The organism is Variovorax sp. dw_954 (genome assembly GCF_018449755.1).
Classification (GTDB): domain Bacteria; phylum Pseudomonadota; class Gammaproteobacteria; order Burkholderiales; family Burkholderiaceae_C; genus Variovorax.
Window position 1 is genome coordinate 80310 of the sequence record NZ_JAAVVD010000015.1, and the last position, 18619, is coordinate 98928.

The window sequence follows — 18619 nt, forward strand, 5'->3', positions numbered from 1 at the left end:
AAACCGTGAGCGATGCGAAGACACGGGAATTGTAGGTTGGCGAAATCATTGGAAAACCTGCTAATCTGCGACGGCTGTCACCTTGTGCTGAAAAGTACTGGTTCATCAGGGGGAAAACAAATGAGCAATTCAAGCAACAAGGCGTCCACGAGCCGTTGGCCCAGCCTCATGGACTCCGCGCCTTCCTCGCCTTCGGACCCGCGAAATTCCACGGAACCCACCCGCGTGCTGGCCGACCTCGGCGGCCACAAGCCGCCGGGCATTTCGGGCGGCATGATCGCGGTGGCCTGCTGCATTGTCGCGATGGGTATCGGGGCCGGCTTCTGGGCCACGTCGGGCGCACCCAGGACAGTTGCGGCGGCGGCGCCGCCCGCGGTGGTCGCAAGCGCGCCCGCGCCGGTTGTGGCGCCCATCCTATCGACCGCGCCCGCCAGTTCGCCCGCGCCCGTCGCGGCCGAGGCGCCGAAGCCGACAGTCGCGGCCCTCGCGCCGCCGAAGGTCGAAGCAGCGCCCGCTGCGGAAATAAACGTCGCAAAGATCTCCGAAGAGCCCTCGGCCCCGCCCAAGGCCGTTGCGGCCAAGCCCATCGGGGAACACAAGGCGGCCGCACCCGTGGCGGTTGCCGCCAGGGTCAAGGCGCCAAGCGCATCGAAAGCCGGATCCGACAAGCCACGAAAGCTCGCGGCGAGCAAGCCCACTCAGAAAACCGCGTCGGTGAAGCAGCCTCGCCAGCCCGTCAATGTGGTGGCCACGCGGGACAGGGCGCACGCGCCAGGCAAGCCCGGCAGCACGATCGTCACGAGGGCACGCGACGACAAGCGGCGCGAGGCAGGCAGCGCCGCACCCGCCGCCCGGAAGTACACCGATCCGGACACCGACCTGCTGGCGGCCATGTTGCGGCGCAACGGCGGCGGCCCGCAGTAGCCCTCACGGGTTCCTGCCCGACCTCTCTTTCAATTGCCACCACGCACGGGCGCAAAGGCGAGCGGCGCCTCGAGCTGCCCCACCGCCTTCACGAGTTCGGCCAGCGAGCGCACCTCCATCTTTTCCATGACGTGCGCGCGATGGGCCTTGACGGTGCGTTCCGCCGCACCGAGTTCCCAGCCGATCTGCTTGTTGAGCGCGCCATTCACCACCATGTCAAGCACCTGCCGTTCGCGCGGGCTGAGCCTGGAATAGCGGGCTTGCAGCGCGGTCTGGCGCAGTCGCGCGCGGCGGCGCACGGCGTCATCCTCGATCACCTTGGCCACGACCGGCAGTAACGCATCGCTGTCGACCGGCTTGAAGAAGAAATCGGCGGCGCCGGCCTTCATGGCGCGCAAGGTTTCATGCACCGTGGCCTGCGCCGTCACGAAGATGACGGGCAAGGGTTCCGGCTGCGTGGCAATCATTTCCTGCAGGTCCAGCCCGCTCGGTCCAGGCATGTGGATGTCCAGCACAAGGCAACCTGGCGCGTCTCCGATTCCGTCGAGCAACATCTCGCCGACGGAACCGTATTGCGCCGTCCTGTACCCTGCCGCGCAAAGGACCCCGTGAAGCGCACGCCTGAACCTCACGTCATCGTCAATGAGACGTATCAGCGGCGCAGCTTCGCTGTCATCCAACAAGTCGCTCTCGATCATCTCGACCTTCCGCGCCCCATGCGCGTCCATGCAGTCAACTCCCTGACGGCTGTTATGTCGTTGCATGCGGCTATTGAAACTGGCGGGTCGACGCGCGGCAACCTGACTTTTGGTCTAGTTCCGCATGCCGATGCTTCCGAAGAAAGCGGGCGCCATGGGAGCACACCGGCAACCCGCGGACAAGGCTGTTCACAAATATTTTCATATTTGCCGACCAGAACCCAGCAGGTGTCCAGCGGCTTTCTGCGGCGCTTGGAGACCCGGCGCTCCGGCGCAAATGCGTCTCTCAGGCCGGCGCCACGTGTGTCGGGGGGCGCCGCAGAAATCAGCCGCGCAGACCGATCAATCGCAGCGGAAGCTCACCTCGGCGCCGGGCGCCGGCTTGACCTTGGGGTTGGTGAGCCGCATCGGCGCACCGAAATTGCGGCAGTAGGCTTCCGCCTCCCGCAGGGTCGGCGACGTGAAGACGCCATCACCCAGCCGCGTGACGCGAGGCGCAGGACCTGACGCGCAGCCGGCGACGACCGAAACGATGACGAGGGCGAAGAAGCGTGTGGCGAACATCGGGAGCAGCATGACTGCTGTCAGCTTGGAGGAAGTGCGCCACTTTAGCCGCAGTGCCCTGCCGCGACGATGCAGTGTCAGAAGCTGTGGCGCATCCCGAGGTCCATGCCCCGAGAAGACCGGTTGGGCGCGGTGCTGGCGCCGTTGAGCGCGGTGGTCGAGCCACCGCTGTTGTGCACGTACGCGCCAGTGGCGTAGAGCGCGGTGCGCTTCGACAGGTTGTAGACATAGCCGAGCGACAGCTTGCGCGCCGCCGGGTCGCCGGACTCGCGCGTTCCGTAGCTCGAGTACGCCATCTTGAGCTGGTTCAGGCCCACCGGAACGATGGCGCCCAGCACGAAGCCCTTGCGGACAACGGGCAGCACGCTGTCCACCTCGTCGCGGTAGTAGCCGACAGTCATCCTGACGAATTCGAAGTCATAGGCGGCGCCGATATTGAAGACACGGACAGTCCCGAAGTCGGCCGTGGACGCATAGCGGGCTCTCGATCCCGCCACCGCCAGCGCGAAATTGCCGGCGCTGTAACCGAGCCGGGCCGCATACCCCGTGCCGTCGTGCGTTGGCGGCAGGCCCGTGCCGGTCACGTTCTCGCCGAGGAAGTACTGGACTTCGCCGAAGAAACCGTAGAAGTCCGGGGGCAGGAAGTAGCCCACCATGTTGGACGCGCGCGTCGACGTGGGTCCTGCGATCGATTCGACCTGCGGCTCGGTGGTGCCGACGCCGTTGTTGCCGAAGGGGTCCATGTCCTCCCTGTTGCGGTACGAAGCCGTCTTGTCGCGGCCCAGGCGCAACTCACCCCACCAGTCGATCAGGCTCACCGTGGCGCGACGATTGAACGAGATCACGTCAGACGGCGTCGCGCCACCGGGCTGGTTGTTGGTGTTGCCGGCCATGCCCAGCCCGTTGTCGAGCGTGTAGCCCGCCTCGAGCCAGAACCCCGCCGCGAGCCCGCCCCCCAAGTCCTGGACGCCCCGGATTCCGAAGCGCGACGTCGCGTTGCCGCCGCTGTATAGCTGGATGAGACGCGATGTGCTGCCCTCGCCGTAGCCGATCGCTATGTCGGCAACACCGAACAGGGTCACTCCGGTGCGGTCGACGGTCGTCTGGCTCGTCTGCGCGGAGACCGTCAAGCTGGCACCGCCCAGTCCCGAGACAAGAACGCCGAAAACGGCTCGCTTCATCGTCACGCTCGTGGCGCTCAGGCCAGCATGCCCCGCCACGTGCCGCGATGGCCCGCCAACGAGCATCCGTTGCGAGTCATGCGTGCCGCGGCATCGCCAACCAGTGCAGCTTCCGCGAGGAGCGCCTTCATGGTGTCGTCGGGCGCGAAGCGATGGCCGAAGCGCATGCCGATCTGCGCCAGGTGGAAGCGTTCGAGCGGCGTCACCGCGCCGGCCGGCTCCTGCTCGACCAGTTGGCCGAGTTGCTCGAAGTAGCGATAGTCGGCGGGCGCGCTCGTGTCGATGGGGCCATGGGACCGGTTCAGGTACTGCACGGCCGGCACCCCCGATGCCTGCTGCGCCAGCGGATAGATGCGCAGCCCGGCGAAGCGACGGACGGCCCGCAGCGGATCACCATCGACCGGTTGCAGCAGCATCCATACCCCGTAGGTCGGCGAGCGCAGCACGAGGTAGCCCGGCCAGTCGCTTTCCGCGTCCCCCGGCCGGTCGCACTCCGCGTCGCCAGGCGGCAGCACCAGGTACTTCCCGCCCTTGGCCACGGCCCGCCCAATGCGCGCAACGTCACCCACCGGGCGCTGCCACATGTCGTCGAACACGCTCGCGATCCCGGCCGGAACGTCGATCACGATGGGGCCGTTGCGGAGGTTCAGGAAACTGCACACCTGCACTCTTTCGCGGACGCCGGACGTCGATTCTCCAGCGCCCTCCTGCAGGGTCTTCCAGATGACGACCTGGCAGGTCTGGCGGATGCCCGAGTTGGCCAGTCCCTGCCTGAAGCGGAACATGGCGACCGCTTCGGCGTTGTGCTGGTAGATGTCGACGGCGCGGCTGAAGGTCAGCATCTGCGCCAGGTGCTCGGCCGATTCGACGGTGGGGTGGCCATTGTTGAAGGTCAGGGCGCCGTAGCGCGTGTTGAAGGTTCCGTTGTCGATGCAGCGGTCGGGCGGGCGCTCGCTTCGAATCATCATGGTGGCATAGTTCTACTTCTTCCCGCGCAAATTTCCAGTCGTCTGATGGGGATGCTGCACCTGCACCTTGGTGCAATCCGCGGCACAAGTGCAACGGCTGCGCGACACTTCACCCCTCGCCCGAAGTACCGGAGGTGTGCGTTGACCCACGATGCAGAACAAGCCAGGCTCGATGAGGCGCGCATGAAGCGCGCGGACTGGAAGAAATGGGGACCGTACCTCAGCGAACGCCAGTGGGGCACCGTGCGCGAGGACTACAGCGACAACGGCGACGCCTGGAACTACTTCACCCACGACCACGCCCGCTCCCGCGCCTACCGCTGGGGAGAGGACGGCCTCGGCGGCATCAGCGACGACCACCAGGTGCTGTGCTTCGCGCTCGCGCTATGGAACGGCCAGGACCCGATCCTCAAGGAGCGCGCCTTCGGCCTGGCGAACGAGGAAGGCAACCACGGCGAGGACGTGAAGGAGTGCTACTTCTACATCGACTCGACGCCGACGCACTCGTACATGAAGTACCTGTACAAGTACCCGCAGGCGGCCTATCCGTACCTCGACCTGATCCAGACGAATCGCCAGCGGGGCAGGCTGCAACCCGAGTACGAGTTGCTCGACACCGGCGTGTTCGACGGCAACCGCTACTTCGACGTCTTCGTCGAATATGCCAAGGCGGGGCCCGAGGACGTCCTGGTGCGCATCACCGCGGTCAACCGCGGCCCCGATGCCGCGCCGCTGCATGTGCTGCCGACGCTCTGGTACCGCAACACCTGGGCGGCCCCTGGCGGCGGCACCCAGCCCGTGGTGGAGAAGATCGACCTGCACGGCCCCGCGGCGATATACGCGCATCACACCGATCCGTTGTTTCGGGAGTCGCTGTCCGACTACTACCTGAGCTGCGATACGGACGCTCCGTTGCTGTTCACCGGGAACGAGACCAACAACGCGCGCCTGTTCGGCACGCAGAACGCAACGCCCTATGTGAAGGACGCGTTCCACGACTTCGTGGTGCATGGCAACGCCAACGCGGTGAACCCGGCGCAGCAGGGCACCAAGGCCGCCGCGCACCACGCGATGACGCTGGCCGCGGGCGAGACCCGCGTGATCCGCCTGCGCCTGAGCACGCGCAAACCCGATGCCTCGACCTTCGCCGACTTCGATGCCGTGTTCGCCGAGCGCCTGGCCGAGGCCGATGCGTTCTACGACGTCGTCACGCCGCCCGCCGTGCGCGCCGACCCGGACCGCGCGAACGTCATGCGGCAGGCGCTGGCCGGCATGCTGTGGTCCAAGCAGTACTTCTACTACGACGTCGGCCTGTGGCTCGACGAGCACGGCGCGGGCTCTGACGTACCACAGGCGCGACGGCGCCTGGGCGTGCGCAACATCGACTGGGGCCACATGTTCAACGACGACATCATCTCGATGCCGGACAAGTGGGAGTATCCGTGGTACGCCGCGTGGGACCTGGCCTTCCACATGATCCCGCTCGGCATGGTCGACCCCGAGTTCGCCAAGCAGCAACTCGGCCTGATGCTTCGCAACGATTACCTGCATCCCAACGGCCAGTTGCCGGCCTACGAATGGAACTTCGGCGACGTGAATCCACCGGTACACGCCTGGGCGACGATGCAGCTCTACCTCGTCGACAAGGAGCATCGAGACGACGACGGCGACATCGAGTTCCTGAAGTACGCCTTCTCGAAACTGCTGGTCAACTTCACCTGGTGGGTCAATCGCAAGGACCGCACCGGCGCCAACGTGTTCGAGGGCGGCTTCCTCGGGCTCGACAACATCGGCGTGTTCGACCGCTCCAAGCCGCTGCCCACCGGCGGCTACCTCGACCAGGCCGACGGCACCGCGTGGATGGTGTTCTTCAGCCAGCAGATGTTGCGCATTGCCGGCGAGCTGGCGGTGCATGAGCCGCTGTACGAGGAGTTCGTCGAGAAGTTCTACCACCACACCCTGTCGATCGCCGGCGCGATGGACCGCGTGGGCGAGTGCAACGACGAGATGTGGGACGAGGAAGACGGCTTCTTCTATGACGTGCTGCGGTTGCCGGACGGCAACGCCCAGCGGCTGAAGGTGCGCTCGATCGTCGGGCTGCTGCCGCTGGCCGCCGTCGCGATCTTCGAGGAAGGCACGCTCGAAAAGCTGCCCAACTTCCGCAAGCGCGCCGCCGAGTACCTGATGCGCCATCCCGAGCTGCGGGGCAGCATGCACCTGCCCGACCGGCCCGGCGTGGCAGGGCGCCGCATGCTGGCGATCGTCGACGAGAGGAAGATGCGGCGGCTTTTGTCGCGCATGCTCGACGAGTCCGAATTCCTCAGCCCGCACGGCATTCGCGGGCTGTCGCGCCAACACCTGGAACACCCCTACGTGTTCGAGCATGCCGGCGGGCAGTACCGCGTGGGCTATGTGCCGGGCGACTCCGACTCCGGCATGTTCGGCGGCAATTCCAACTGGCGAGGCCCGGTGTGGATGCCGATCAACTTCCTGCTCATCACGGCGCTGCTGCGCCTGTATGCGTACTACGGCGACGACTTCACCGTGGAATGCCCGACCGGCTCCGGCCAGATGATGACGCTGATGGAAGTGGCGCACGAACTGGGCGAGCGCATCACCCGCCTGTTCCTGCGCGACGCCTCCGGCGCGCGGCCGGCGAACGGCAGCGCGCACAAGTTCAGGGACGATCCGCACTGGCGCGACCTTGTGCTGTTCCACGAGTACTTCCACGGCGACACCGGCGCGGGCGTGGGCGCCAGCCACCAGACGGGCTGGACCGGATGCGTGGCTCGCATCATCCAGACCAATGCCGTGCTGACCCCCGACATGCTGACTTCGACTGGTGCGGAGGCTAAGGTGATGGACGCGCTGCAAACGGGCCGCACGCGGCCGCCCCCTTGAGCCGTCAGCGATTCTCGAGCCGGTTGTAGTCGAGCACACCTGCTTCCAGGGGCTGCGTCTTGCGATAGCGCGCGAGCACGTCGTCGCTGACGGCCCAGAACGCCGGATTGGTGCGACGTACGGCCCAGCGTTGCGAGAAGACGGTGTAGTCCCTCTCCGAGCGCAATTGGCGTATCGCATCGGCCAGCGCGGGAATCTGCGCGACATCAAGGCGGTAGAACGCATTCGGATAGCTGCCGACGATGCCGGGCACGACAGTGAGGGTGTCCTCCTCGGGCCGCAGCTCCCGCTTCTCGCCGACCAGGTGCGAGACGCTGGCATGCCCGGTGTCGCGCAGCAGCGTGAAGGTACTGGTTGCGCCGTCGGGCGTGTCGATGACGAGCAACGCCACTTCGGGCAGCCACTGCAAGGACGTGCCGCTGATGGCGGCGAGGTCGCGCAGCGGCGCACGCAGAGCGGGGGGCGCGTTAAGCGCAAGGTCGAGGCGTGTGTCCAGCACCGGCGCGAGCCGCGTCTTCATCTGTTCCATCAGCTCGCGCCTTGCATCCGAGGTCTTGTAGCGCACATCGCTCTCGGAGCGCAGCGTGGTGCCCTTGCCGCCGTAGACCTGCTCGCGCGTGCTCCGGCTGTCGCCGCGGTACCAGGCGTCGCGCGTGGGGATGCGCTGCGCGCGCGGCAGCAGCGCGATGAAGTTGAACTCGCCCTCCATCCGGAGGAAGTCCATGTACATCCGCGAGTTGAGCTGGTGCCCGACGTTGCCGTAGACGTCGTAATCGGCCACCAGCAGGTAGTGGATGCGCTCCAGCAACGGATAGCCGATGACCCAGGCGGTGCGCGGCGTATCGCCCACCATGCCCTTGACGACGCTCGCGCTGTCGTAGTGGCGGAAGATCGTGAGCGCCGCGTTGTCGTTGCGGCCGTCGCCATCCCAGACCAGGTTGAGGCCAAGCTTCACCCGTTTCTCGAACACGCCGGTCAGGAGTTTGGACCGGGACTCGAGGTATTTGTTTTCCAGGCGGGCGTACTGCACCCACGGCACCAGCAGGTCCGTGTTGCTGCTGCCCGTGGGCAGTCGCAGCAGGTTGGCATCGCGCGCCAGTGCTGCGGACAGCGGTTTGTCGAAGCGTTCATCCGGCGCAAGGAACACCACCCAGAAGCGGTCGCGGATCACGTCGAGCGCCATCTGGCCACGGCAGACCGGGCCTTTGATGAAGCCCATGATGGTGAACTCCGCCTCCTCGAGCATGAAGCGGTAGCGCGCATTCACCGGCAGCGCCGCGAAGGTCGAGAACGGGTTGGCTGCATCCTGCGCGCTGTAGCCAGGCAGGCTTGTCACGGCATAAGGCGGATCGAGGAACATCTCGCGCCAACGGGCCATGCGCTGCGCCGACAGCACATACGGCATGTGCGTCTTGGCGACGATGGTCTCGCGCTCGGGGACCATGCGGTAGTAGACGCGGTCCACGCCGGGGCTGTCGACAGGCCGCCGGCTCGCGATGACACGCACCGGCTGGCCCGGCGGCGTGGCCGAGCGCACCAGCTTGAAGAACTGCCGCTGCGGGTCGTCGTCGAAGTACAGGTGCGCGAGGAACAGGTGCTCGTAGGCGTAGCGGCTGAACAGCTGCGCCTTGAGCGAATCGCCGTTGAGGAACTGCTCCCACTGCGCGACGCGTTGCATGGCCAGCGCGGTCGGTGCGGATGGCGCGACCGCGGGTGCGCCCTCCGCCAGCCAGCGCGTCAGCGTGTCGTTCTCGGTCGTGCTGAGGGCGGGCAGGCCGAAGGGCATCCCGGCCATCGGCGTGTTGCGCTCGTAACGGTCGATTTCCTCGCCGGCCGGGCACGATGCGGCACGCTCCAGCGAGAAATCCAGCCCGCCGCCAACGACGCCTTCGGTGGGCCCTGGGTGAGCCTGCTTCAGCGCCAGCAGGCGGTGCATGAGCCCGGCTGTCCGGTTGGCTTCCGGCGTCTGGACCGCGTGCTCGTTCAACACGGCGAAGAAATCGAGCGCACGCCATTCCGAAGTCTTGTCGGCATCGACATACATGCGCGAGGGCTGCGCGGCGCGCAATCGCGTGGCGTCATACACCGGCGTCTTGCTGGCGCCGCGGGCAAGCCCGTCCCAACTCGTGGCCTTGAACTGGCACGGCGCGTCGTTGCAGGCATGGCACACGACGCAGCGACGGTCGAGGATGGGCTGGATCACCTGCGCGTAGGAGGCCGATGCGGGCCCGGCAGGCGGCGTGTCGAAGCGCGTCGGGTCGGCGGGGCCGAACAGCTTGTCGAAGCCGGACCCGGCAACGACCGCGCAGCCAGCGACCAACAGGATGACGATCAGCCACAGGATCCGTTTGCTCGGCACGAGGTTGCTCCTGACGAAATGTTGCTCGCGGCAATTCTCACCCAGGTGATTTGAAGCGGCGCCAACCTGGCTTGCTTGTAGGAGGGTTGCCAAAAATGCCGGGTCCATGCAAGTCGCGGGACAGGCCATGGTTGGCCCCGCGGCGACAGGGGCCGCTTGGATCGGGCCCGGGATGGCATCGACAATGGCACTTCATGCAAGCCCCAACCTCCGCCATCAACTCGCCAGCTCCCCAAACCCCATCGACGCCGCGCCCGATACGCGCCGCAGCCACGCTCCTCGTGCTGCGCGACGGCCGCGACGGTCTCGAGGTCCTGCTCCTGCGCCGCGCTGAAAAAGCCAACGACCAGAACAGCGGCGCCAGCGTGTTTCCGGGCGGCATGCTCGACGCGCACGACCGCAGCCTGCATGGCCACTGCACCGGCCTGGACGACACGACGGCGAGCGCACGTCTTTCGGTGAGCGCGGGCGGGCTCGACTACTACGCCGCCGCCGTCCGCGAGTGCTTCGAAGAGGCCGGCGTGCTCTTCGCGAGCGATGCCAGCGGCAAGTCGATCGATCTGGCGGCGCTCCCCGCGCAGGAGCTCGACGCCATGCGCCATGCCGCGGCGCAAGGCACGGATGCGCTGCTGGCGCTGTGCGACCAAAGGGGCTGGCGCCTGGCCGTCGATCGCCTGGCCTATTTCGCCCATTGGCTCACGCCGCCCGGCATGCCGCGCCGATTCGACACCCGCTTCTTCGCGGCACTGATGCCGCCAGCGCAGGTGGTCAGCGAGGACGGTCTCGAAACCGTCGAGCACATGTGGCTGCGGCCAGCCGATGCGCTGGCCCCGGCGCGTGGTCTCAAGCTGATGAACGTGACGCGTCGCATCCTGCAGCAACTGGACGCATTCGGCAGTGCCGGGGATTGTCTGGCCCATGCGCGTTCGCTGCAGCAGATACCCCTCAACATGCCGCGACTCGCACAAGGCCCGCAAGGCCAGCGGGCAGTGAACATCGAGGAGCCGGCATACGAGGAATTGGGCCACGTCGATCCAGACGGCCAATGCACCGGGCGCTACGCGCTGGAGGCGGGCCTTGCGATGCGGCTCTCGCCCCAGGTCTGGCGCGTGACGGACAGCGCGGATGGCACGCCGACGGCACCTGGCCTGAACAGCTACTTCATCGGCGAGGCGGGTGGCGACTGCGCACTGATCGACCCGATGCCCGCGGGATCCGCGCACTTCGCCGCGCTGCGTAGTGCAGCACCCGGGCCGGTCCGCTGGATTCTTTCGACAGGACCGCGCGGGAGCCTGGATGCGGCGACAGTCGAAGGCCTGCGGGCGGCATGGCCCGAGGCCCGCCCGCTGCAAGCTTCAACGGACGAAGTGCTGAAGGTGGGCGGCACGACGATCCGTGCGGTGGTCGACGCCGAGGACGCCGACGCGCTCGCTTTCCTGCTTGTCGAAGAGCGACTGCTCTTCACCGGCAGCGGCGCCACGGTGCCTGCGCACATGCGCGATTCCGTCGACTGGATCGTGCCGGCCCAGGGCTTCATGCGCAGGCGCGCGCGCTGAGCGTGCGGTCTGCGGCTTGTCGCCGAAGAGCGCGCCTACGCCCCCAGCAGATGCAGCACGAGTTCCCGCCGATGCGGGCGCGTCCGGTGTTCCCAGAGATAGATGCCTTGCCAGGTCCCAAGCGCCAGCCGGCCACCGTATAGCGGAATCGACAGTTGCACGGCCGTCAGCGCCGCACGCACATGCGCCGGCATGTCGTCAGCGCCTTCGTCCCGGTGACGGAACAACGGATCGCCGTCGGGAGCCAGGCGCGCAAAGAATCGATCGAGGTCGCCTCGCACATCAGGGTCCGCGTTTTCCTGGATCACCAGGCTCGCCGAGGTGTGCCTGACGAAAACCGTCAGCAATCCTTCTGCCAGCCCCGCCTTGGCCACCCAGTCAGCCACCTCCGGGGTGACCTCCAGCAGCCCACGACCGCGCGTCTGGAAGATCAACGACGTGGTGAACTGCTGGATCATCCCGCCTCAGGACACGTTGGCCAACTGCGCACGCAGCGGCAACTGCCGGATTCGCTTGCCGGTCGCTGCCGCGATCGCGTTCATCAGCGCCGGCGCGATCACCGGCACCCCCGGCTCACCCACGCCGCCCAGGGGCACGTCATAGCTCGAGGGCATGATGTGCACGACGATCTTCTTCGGCGCCAGGTTCATGCGCATCACCTCGTACTGGTGGAAGTTGTCCTGCTCGGCGCGGCCGTTCTTGAAGGTGATCTCGCTGACCACCGCCTGGCTCAGCCCCATCACGCAAGCGCCCTCGATCTGCGAGCGCACGCGGTCGGGGTTGACCGTCGGGCCGCAGTCCACCGCCACATCGATGCGCGGAATCAGGATGTCGCCCGACGGGTCGACGCTCACCTCCACGACCGCGGCAACATAGGTGACGAAGCTGTAGTGCGCCGCGAGGCCCAGCCCCTGGCCGTTGCCCATCTTGCGGCCCCATTGCGCTTCCTTCGTCGCGCGTTCGATCACCCCGCGCAGCCGGCCCACGTTGATCGGGTAGCGCTCGGGCGACTCGCCATGGTTCCAGCCGTCGCTGATCTTGGTCGGATCGATCAACCGGTTCGGCCCCAGCAACTCGATCAGCAAGTCGCGATGGTCCTTGCCCTGCGCCTGCGCAATCTCGGCGATGAACGACTGCGACGCGAACGCATGCTGGATGTTGTTGACTGAACGCAGCCAGCCAATGCGCGCATGCGCGGTCGCCTCGGGGTTCTCGATGCGGATGTTCGGAATCGCGTACGGCAGACCGGCCAGGCCCAGCCCCAGTTCGAATGGCGCCAGCGTCTTCGGGTCCGGCGCGAAGATCGACGCAATCGTCGGTTCTGCCGTGCGGTGCAACCAGGCCGTGACCTTGCCGTTGGCGTCCAGGCCCGCTTCCAGGTGCTGCGCGCAGACCGTGTGGAAGTAGTCGTGGTGCAAGTCGTCCTCACGCGTCCAAGTGAGTTTGACTGGCTGGCCGCCCATCTCTTTCGACGTCAAGGCGGCCTCGACCACGAAGTCCTGCTTCGACTTCCGCCCGAAGCCGCCGCCCAGCAGCGTCACGTTGACTTTGACCTTGTCCGCAGGCAGGTCCAGCCGTTTCGCGACGCGGTCATGCGCGGCCTGGGGCGACTGCGTGCAGGCCCAGACCTCGCAGGCGCCATTGACGATGCGTGCAGTCGCAGCCGGGCACTCCATCGACGCGTGCGCGAAATGCGGCACGTAGTAGTTGGCCTCGATCTTCTTCGTCGCCTTGGACAGCGCAGCGTAGGTGTCGCCTTCGTTGCGGACTTCCTTGCCGCCGGTCTTCAGCACGGCCTGCTCGAGTTCGGCCCTGAAAGCGGGCGAGTTGTAGCTCGCGTGCGCGCCGTCATCCCATTCGATCTTGAGCATGCGACGGCCCTTGATCGCGGCCCAGGTGTCGTTGCCGACCACGACGATGCCGCCGACGGGCTGGAACTCCGAGGGCGGCGGCGTGCCTTCCATCGCAAAGACCTTGATCACGCCGGGCACCTTCATCGCCTCGGTGGCATCGAAGCTCTTGACCTTGCCGCCGAGCACTGGTGGGCGCGCGATCACCGCGTACAGCATGCCCGGCAGGCGGGTGTCGATGCCGTACCAGGTCTTGCCGGTCGCGATCGCCTGCCCGTCGGTCAGGAAAGTGTCCTCCTTGCCGATGTAGCGGTACTGGCTCGGGTCCTTCAGCTTGACCGAGGCGGGTTCCGGCACATCCAGCTTCGCGGCAGCGAGCGCAAGGGCGCCATAGCCGAGCTTGCGACCGCTGGGCTTGTGCACGACTTCGTGGTTCCTGGCCTGCACCGAGTCGAGCGGCACCTTCCATTGCGCGGCCGCGGCCTGTTCGAGCATCACGCGGGCACTCGCACCGCACCGGCGCATCGGGTCGAACCAGTGGCGCGTGCTGCGCGAGCCGTCGGTGTCCTGGTTGCCGTATTTGGCCTCGTCGCCCGGCGCCTGCACCACGCGCACCCGCTTCCAGTCGGCCTCCAGCTCATCGGCCACGATCTTGGGGATGCTGGTGCGCACGCCCTGCCCCATCTCGGAGCGGTTGACGACGATGCTGACGGTGCCGTCAGGCGCGATCGAAACGAAGATCCTGGGGCTGTCGCGCAGGCCTTCCGGCATGCCGTCGCCGCCGTACTTCACGGGCGCATCGGCCGCGGCGCCAATGGCGGGAAGGCCGACGTACAGTACGAGGCCCGTCAACGGCGCAGCCTGGAGGAAGCGGCGGCGGCTGGTGCCCGCCGAGGGCGCCGACGCAGCCATCGAAGCGCCGGAAGCAAGGTAGTCGGCAAGCGAATGGGGTTGGCGGCGCGCGTTCATGCTGCATCTCCCATGCCGGCAGCGGACTTGATGGCCGCTCGGATCCGGGTGTAGGTGCCACAGCGGCAGATGTTGCCGCTCATGGCCTGGTCGATGTCGGCGTCGCTGGGCCTGGGGTTGGTCTGCAGCAGCGCAGTGGCGCTCATGATCTGGCCCGACTGGCAGTAGCCGCATTGCGCCACGCCGACTTTCATCCACGCGGTCTGCACGGCTTTGCCCGCCTGGCTGGCGCCGACGCCCTCGATCGTCGTGATCTTCTTGCCCACCGCCGTGGACAGCGGCGTCTGGCAGGCGCGCACCGGCGCGCCGTTGAGATGCACGGTGCATGCGCCGCACAGTGCCATGCCGCAGCCGAACTTGGTGCCGGTCAGGCCGACATGGTCCCGCAAGACCCAGAGCAAAGGGGTGTCATCCGGCGCCGCGACGGTGGTCGCCTTGCCATTGATAGTCAACGTGGTCATCGTGATGTGCTTCCAAGGTGGGTGGAAATCACCAAGCCGTTGATCTTTGCTCGCCGAACTCAGCCTCGCCACGCTGTGCCGTCTACCGGTGCGGGCCGAGGCAGGCACGCACTGTCGACGGCCCTGGCATCGAGCGCGCTTGGCGCTCCGCACGATTGTGCTGCCGCGGCCTGGCAAGCACAACTACCTCGAAGACGGGACTCAGGGCGCCATCGGTTCGATGGCTTGCCGCTTTGCGTCGAAGACCTTGACCTCCGCGTCGATCTCGAAGCGTGTCAGGTCCTCGCCAATTACAAGGGGGCCGTCGTAGGTCGTTCGTGTACGCGCCAGCACTTCGGTCGGCGGCACGTCCAGCGGCGCGTTCGCCCTGAACACGATGATGTGCGTGAAAGCGGCCACCTTGGGTCGTGCCATCGAGAAGATGCGGCCCGCCTCTTCCGGCGTGGTGTGGTGTGCCGCGATCTCCTTGAAGCGCGGGTAGGCCTTCAACAGGCCGGGATCGATGTCCGCCACCTCATGGATCAGCAGGTCCGCGCCCTTGGCCTGGGCAGCGATGCGCTCGTCGTAGGTGGTGTCGCTGGAGATCACGACCTTCTTGCCCTCGTACTCGATCCTGTAGCCGAAGTTGTGTTCGATGAGGTCGCCATGATGTGTAGCAAAGGCGGTGACCTTGACGCCGTTGCGCTCGTAGACCACGCCCGCCCCGATGTCGTGGGCGTCGAAGGCGATGCCCGCCGGCGGCAGCTTCTCGTCGGCGATGCGCGTCCGGATGTCCTCGGCAAAGGCGGCCGTGAGGTTCCGGGTCATGGCCTCGGTGCCTTTGGGTCCGTAGATGACCATCGGCGTGGTACGCGAACCGAAGGGCGTGGGCAGCCAGCCGGTCAACCACAGGTCGGGCAAACCCACCAGGTGATCCGAATGAAAGTGTGTGATGAAGCTGGCCGTGACGTCCTTGAACGGGATGTTCAGTTGCGCGAGCCGGATGCTGACGCCGCGCCCGAGGTCGAACACCAGCTTCTCCTTGCCGGCTTCGACCAGGATCGACTGGCTGAAGCGCACGTTGCTGGGCACGGGACTGCCGGTGCCGAGCAGCGTGACGTTGAGGGGTGCGGCTTGCGCAGTGACAGCGGCGCATGCGAAGGCGAGCGCGCCGAGGGCGCGACGGGCGAGGGAGAGGCTGTTCATTTGAACCATCGATTTAGTTGGGTGCTTTGCCCGGCCGCTGGTGTTGGCCCGGTCGGGTGGCAGAGTGAAGCGAAACCGGGGGGCGCGTCAGGCCTTTCCAGGCGCGGTTTCCTTGAGCGACAGCGCCACGAAGAACCCGATCACCAATGCCACGGCTGCCAGATGCATGATGTATTGAATGCCGAAGTGCTGGGCCACATAGCCCGCGATCACCGGCGCAATGCCACCCCCGAAGATCTCGCCCGTCCCCACCACGATGCCCGACGCCGTAGACATCAGCTTCGCCGGCACCGACTCGGCACTCAGCGGGCCGACCGTCAGGCAGATCATGCTGAAGATGAAGAACAGCGTGACGAACAACCATGCGAACAGGCCATAGGGCTGCGCACCGGTGTGCATGAGGAAGTACAGTCCGATGCCCGCGCCGATGACCGAGATGATCATCACCGGCTTGCGGCCGATGCGGTCCGACAGCGCAGGCATCACCAGCGTGCCCATCGTGCCGCCGAAGCCGATCGCCGAAAGCACCAGCCCCATCTGCTCCAGCGACAGGTGCAGGTAGTCGATCAGGTAGCTGGGCAGCAGCGCGCTCAACACGACCAGGTTCGTCAGCCAGCACAGCATGCCGATCATGTTGAGCGGTACGTTGCGATACCGGAACACGTCGGACCACTTGTGCGGCAATGCGTCATGCGTCGACGTGTGCGTCGCGGCGACGGCAGCCGGCGTGTTGCGCAGCGTGCGATACAGCAGGTACGCAATGAGAAGCCCCGGGATCGACACCATCGCGAAGATCCAGTGCCATTCGACCACCTTGAGCAGTTGCGTCACCAGGATCGGCGCGATGCCCAACCCGAACAGCGGCAGCGCCGCCTGCTGGATGCCGATGTTCATGCCCTGCCGCGAAGGCTTCGACGCATCCAGCGTCGCGACGATGCTCGACGGCGTGTACGCGCCCTCCGCAAAGCCGATCAACGCACGGATGAACATCAGGCTCATCACGCCGGTCGCGAGCCCGCTGAAGCCGGCCAACAGCGAGAACACGATGATCGCGGGAATGATCACCTTGCGATGCCCGAGGCGGTCCGACAGGTTGCCCATGAACAGCGCAGCCACGCCCCAGGCAATGGCCAGCACGCCGGTCACCTGGCCGAGTTGCTGGTAGTTCAACCCCAGGTCTTTCGCGATGACCGGGAACAGCGGCAGGATCATGAAGCGGTCGATGCCGACCAGGCCGAAGCCCAGGCACAGCAACGCAACGGCTTTCCATTCATAGCTGACGTCCCGGCGTGATGAGGTCGGCAGGACGCCCGGGTGGGCGGCGGTGTGGATGTTCATGGTGCTTGTCTCCAGTTGTCTTCGTGCTTGCTCAGGCGGCGAGCGCTTGCGGTTCTTGTGCGGAAGCGATCTTCACGCCATGGAGCTGCAGGTCGGCCGCGAGGTCGTCGACCAGCGCGTCGAGGTCGGACGCATCGACGGCGGCGCCGTAGAGGTAGAAGTCGGGCCGCACCAGCATCGTCTCGACGCCATGGCGTTCCATCCAGGGGATGAACTTCGCGTCCACATCCGTCAGTGCGCCGGCGGTGTCCCGTGCCGCGACCGTGACGCGATGCGCGCCGAGCGCATCCAGGAAAACCCGCTGCGACGCGCCGAGTCGCGACAGCGCGCCAGCATTGCGCGACACCAGCACGAAGCCCAGCCCGACGACGTCGTCGAAGCGACCGGTGCGGCTGCCCGAGCGCACGATGCCGTGCGGGCACAGCAAGCCGGCCGGCGACTGCACCGCGCCGTCCTGGCCCCGGCGCAGGATGCCGTCGGTCAGGCTCGGGAACGGCGGTGGCGGCGGCACTTCGCCAGCGAAGAAGGCGCGGTCGCGCTCGGCGGCCGCTGCGGGGTCGGGGATGCAGATGATCTTGCCGAGGAACATCGACAGGTCGATCACGTCGCTCACATGCGGGCGGCGCTCGGGCTGGTAGGTGTCGAGCAGCGAATCGTCAGCCCTGCCCTTCAGGATCAGGTCGAGCTTCCACGCGAGGTTCCAGTCGTCGCGCAGGCCGGCGCACATGCCCTGGCCCATGAAGGGCGGCATCACGTGCGCGGCGTCGCCGGCGATCAGCATGCGGCCCTTGCGCCAGGTGTTGGCCAGCAGCGAGCGGAAGGTGTAGACCTTGTGCCGCACGATGGTGGCTTGGTCGCGCCTGACCCACGGTTCGAGCAGGTCCCAGGCAACGTGTTCGTGTTCCAGCTCGGCGGCCGTCTCGTGCGGCAGGCGCATGAACTCCCAGCGGCGGAAGTAGCGGCCGTCCTTGACGCCGGCCGGCACGATGGTGGTCGGGCGGACCGGGTTGCAGTACTGGGCGGCCGGCGGGATGTCGAGGGTGACGCCTTCGTTCGGCAGCACGTCGATCACGAGCCAGTCGGCTTCGAAGCCGCGGTCTTCCTGGGTCGAGCCGATGGCCTGGCGCACCAGGCTGTTGGCACCGTCGGCGCCGATCAAGTACTTGCAGCGCACGGTGCGCGTTTCACCTGATTCGGTGTCGCGCACCACGAGCTGCGCATAGTCCGCCGTCTGCGTCGCCTCGATGGCTTCCCAGCCCAGGTTGAGCGTGACTTCGGGGCGCGCCTGCACGACTTCCTCGAACATCTTCTCCAGCGTCGGCTGGTGCACGAAGTTCACCTCGGGGCCGCCTGAGATCGATTCGGATTGCCAGTCGATCGAGAGCAGTTCCTTCCACTCGGCGTTGAACCACTTGTAGTGCGGGCCGGCATGGCTCACGGCGGGCAATTGCTCGCTCATGCCCAGCGCCGAAAGCACCCTGTACAGCTCATGGTCGATGCACACCGCACGCGGCAGTGCATAGCGCTCGCGCCAGCGTTCGAAGATAGCTACCTTATGGCCTTGCCGCGCGAGCGACAGGGCCATGATCTCGCTGACTGGGCCGTAGCCGATCTGCACGACGTCGTAGAAGGGAATGTTGCTGCTGTTCATGACGAGTCTCCTTG

Annotated in this window: 14 protein-coding genes; 3 read left to right on the forward strand and 11 right to left on the reverse strand. The window is 66.6% G+C overall.

Features of this window, described 5'->3' with window-relative positions:
• The first annotated feature begins 120 nt into the window (after positions 1 to 120).
• The gene (locus tag HB681_RS22250) at positions 121 to 924 is read left to right on the forward strand and encodes a hypothetical protein (RefSeq protein WP_213957043.1); all 804 of its coding nucleotides are present in this window, start codon (positions 121 to 123) and stop codon (positions 922 to 924) included.
• 29 nt (positions 925 to 953) lie between these two features.
• Here the strand turns inward: HB681_RS22250 and HB681_RS22255 are convergent, their stop codons facing one another.
• The 4 genes from HB681_RS22255 to HB681_RS22270 form a co-directional block, all read right to left on the reverse strand.
• Entirely contained in the window at positions 954 to 1688 is a 735-nt protein-coding gene (locus HB681_RS22255) for a response regulator (RefSeq protein WP_345944724.1), read from the reverse strand.
• Between the two features lie 276 nt (positions 1689 to 1964).
• Positions 1965 to 2198 carry a hypothetical protein gene (locus HB681_RS22260; protein WP_213957045.1) on the reverse strand — a complete coding sequence of 78 codons (234 nt, stop codon included), beginning with the start codon at positions 2196 to 2198 and terminating at the stop codon, positions 1965 to 1967.
• A 65-nt stretch (positions 2199 to 2263) separates the two neighbouring features.
• A complete protein-coding gene (locus HB681_RS22265; protein WP_213957046.1) occupies positions 2264 to 3367 on the reverse strand; it encodes a porin in 1104 nt (367 codons plus the stop codon).
• A gap of 17 nt (positions 3368 to 3384) precedes the next feature.
• The gene (locus HB681_RS22270; RefSeq protein WP_213957047.1) at positions 3385 to 4335 is read right to left on the reverse strand and encodes a DUF1254 domain-containing protein; all 951 of its coding nucleotides are present in this window, start codon (positions 4333 to 4335) and stop codon (positions 3385 to 3387) included.
• Between the two features lie 183 nt (positions 4336 to 4518).
• Here HB681_RS22270 and HB681_RS22275 point away from each other — a divergent pair, with 183 nt between their 5' ends.
• A complete protein-coding gene (locus HB681_RS22275; protein ID WP_256353967.1) occupies positions 4519 to 7236 on the forward strand; it encodes a glucosidase in 2718 nt (905 codons plus the stop codon).
• Positions 7237 to 7240: 4 nt separating this feature from the next.
• Here HB681_RS22275 and HB681_RS22280 read toward each other — a convergent pair whose 3' ends face one another.
• Positions 7241 to 9595, reverse strand: a complete 2355-nt coding sequence (locus HB681_RS22280) for a fatty acid cis/trans isomerase (RefSeq protein WP_345944725.1) — start codon at positions 9593 to 9595, stop codon at positions 7241 to 7243.
• 194 nt (positions 9596 to 9789) lie between these two features.
• Between HB681_RS22280 and HB681_RS22285 the strand changes: the two genes are divergently transcribed.
• The gene (locus HB681_RS22285) at positions 9790 to 11151 is read left to right on the forward strand and encodes an NUDIX domain-containing protein (RefSeq protein ID WP_213957050.1); all 1362 of its coding nucleotides are present in this window, start codon (positions 9790 to 9792) and stop codon (positions 11149 to 11151) included.
• Between the two features lie 35 nt (positions 11152 to 11186).
• Here the strand turns inward: HB681_RS22285 and HB681_RS22290 are convergent, their stop codons facing one another.
• The 6 genes from HB681_RS22290 to HB681_RS22315 form a co-directional block, all read right to left on the reverse strand.
• Entirely contained in the window at positions 11187 to 11609 is a 423-nt protein-coding gene (locus HB681_RS22290; protein WP_213957051.1) for a secondary thiamine-phosphate synthase enzyme YjbQ, read from the reverse strand.
• Positions 11610 to 11615: 6 nt separating this feature from the next.
• Positions 11616 to 13913 carry a xanthine dehydrogenase family protein molybdopterin-binding subunit gene (locus HB681_RS22295; RefSeq protein WP_213957150.1) on the reverse strand — a complete coding sequence of 766 codons (2298 nt, stop codon included), beginning with the start codon at positions 13911 to 13913 and terminating at the stop codon, positions 11616 to 11618.
• Positions 13914 to 13966: 53 nt separating this feature from the next.
• Positions 13967 to 14431, reverse strand: coding sequence for a (2Fe-2S)-binding protein (locus HB681_RS22300; protein WP_213957052.1), 465 nt, complete (start codon positions 14429 to 14431; stop codon positions 13967 to 13969).
• A 201-nt stretch (positions 14432 to 14632) separates the two neighbouring features.
• Positions 14633 to 15616 (reverse strand): MBL fold metallo-hydrolase, encoded by a 984-nt coding sequence (locus HB681_RS22305; RefSeq protein ID WP_256353927.1) that lies wholly within the window; start codon positions 15614 to 15616, stop codon positions 14633 to 14635.
• An 87-nt stretch (positions 15617 to 15703) separates the two neighbouring features.
• Positions 15704 to 16954 (reverse strand): MFS transporter, encoded by a 1251-nt coding sequence (locus HB681_RS22310; RefSeq protein ID WP_213957054.1) that lies wholly within the window; start codon positions 16952 to 16954, stop codon positions 15704 to 15706.
• Positions 16955 to 16985: 31 nt separating this feature from the next.
• Positions 16986 to 18605, reverse strand: coding sequence for a bifunctional 3-(3-hydroxy-phenyl)propionate/3-hydroxycinnamic acid hydroxylase (locus HB681_RS22315; protein ID WP_213957055.1), 1620 nt, complete (start codon positions 18603 to 18605; stop codon positions 16986 to 16988).
• Positions 18606 to 18619: the final 14 nt, after the last annotated feature.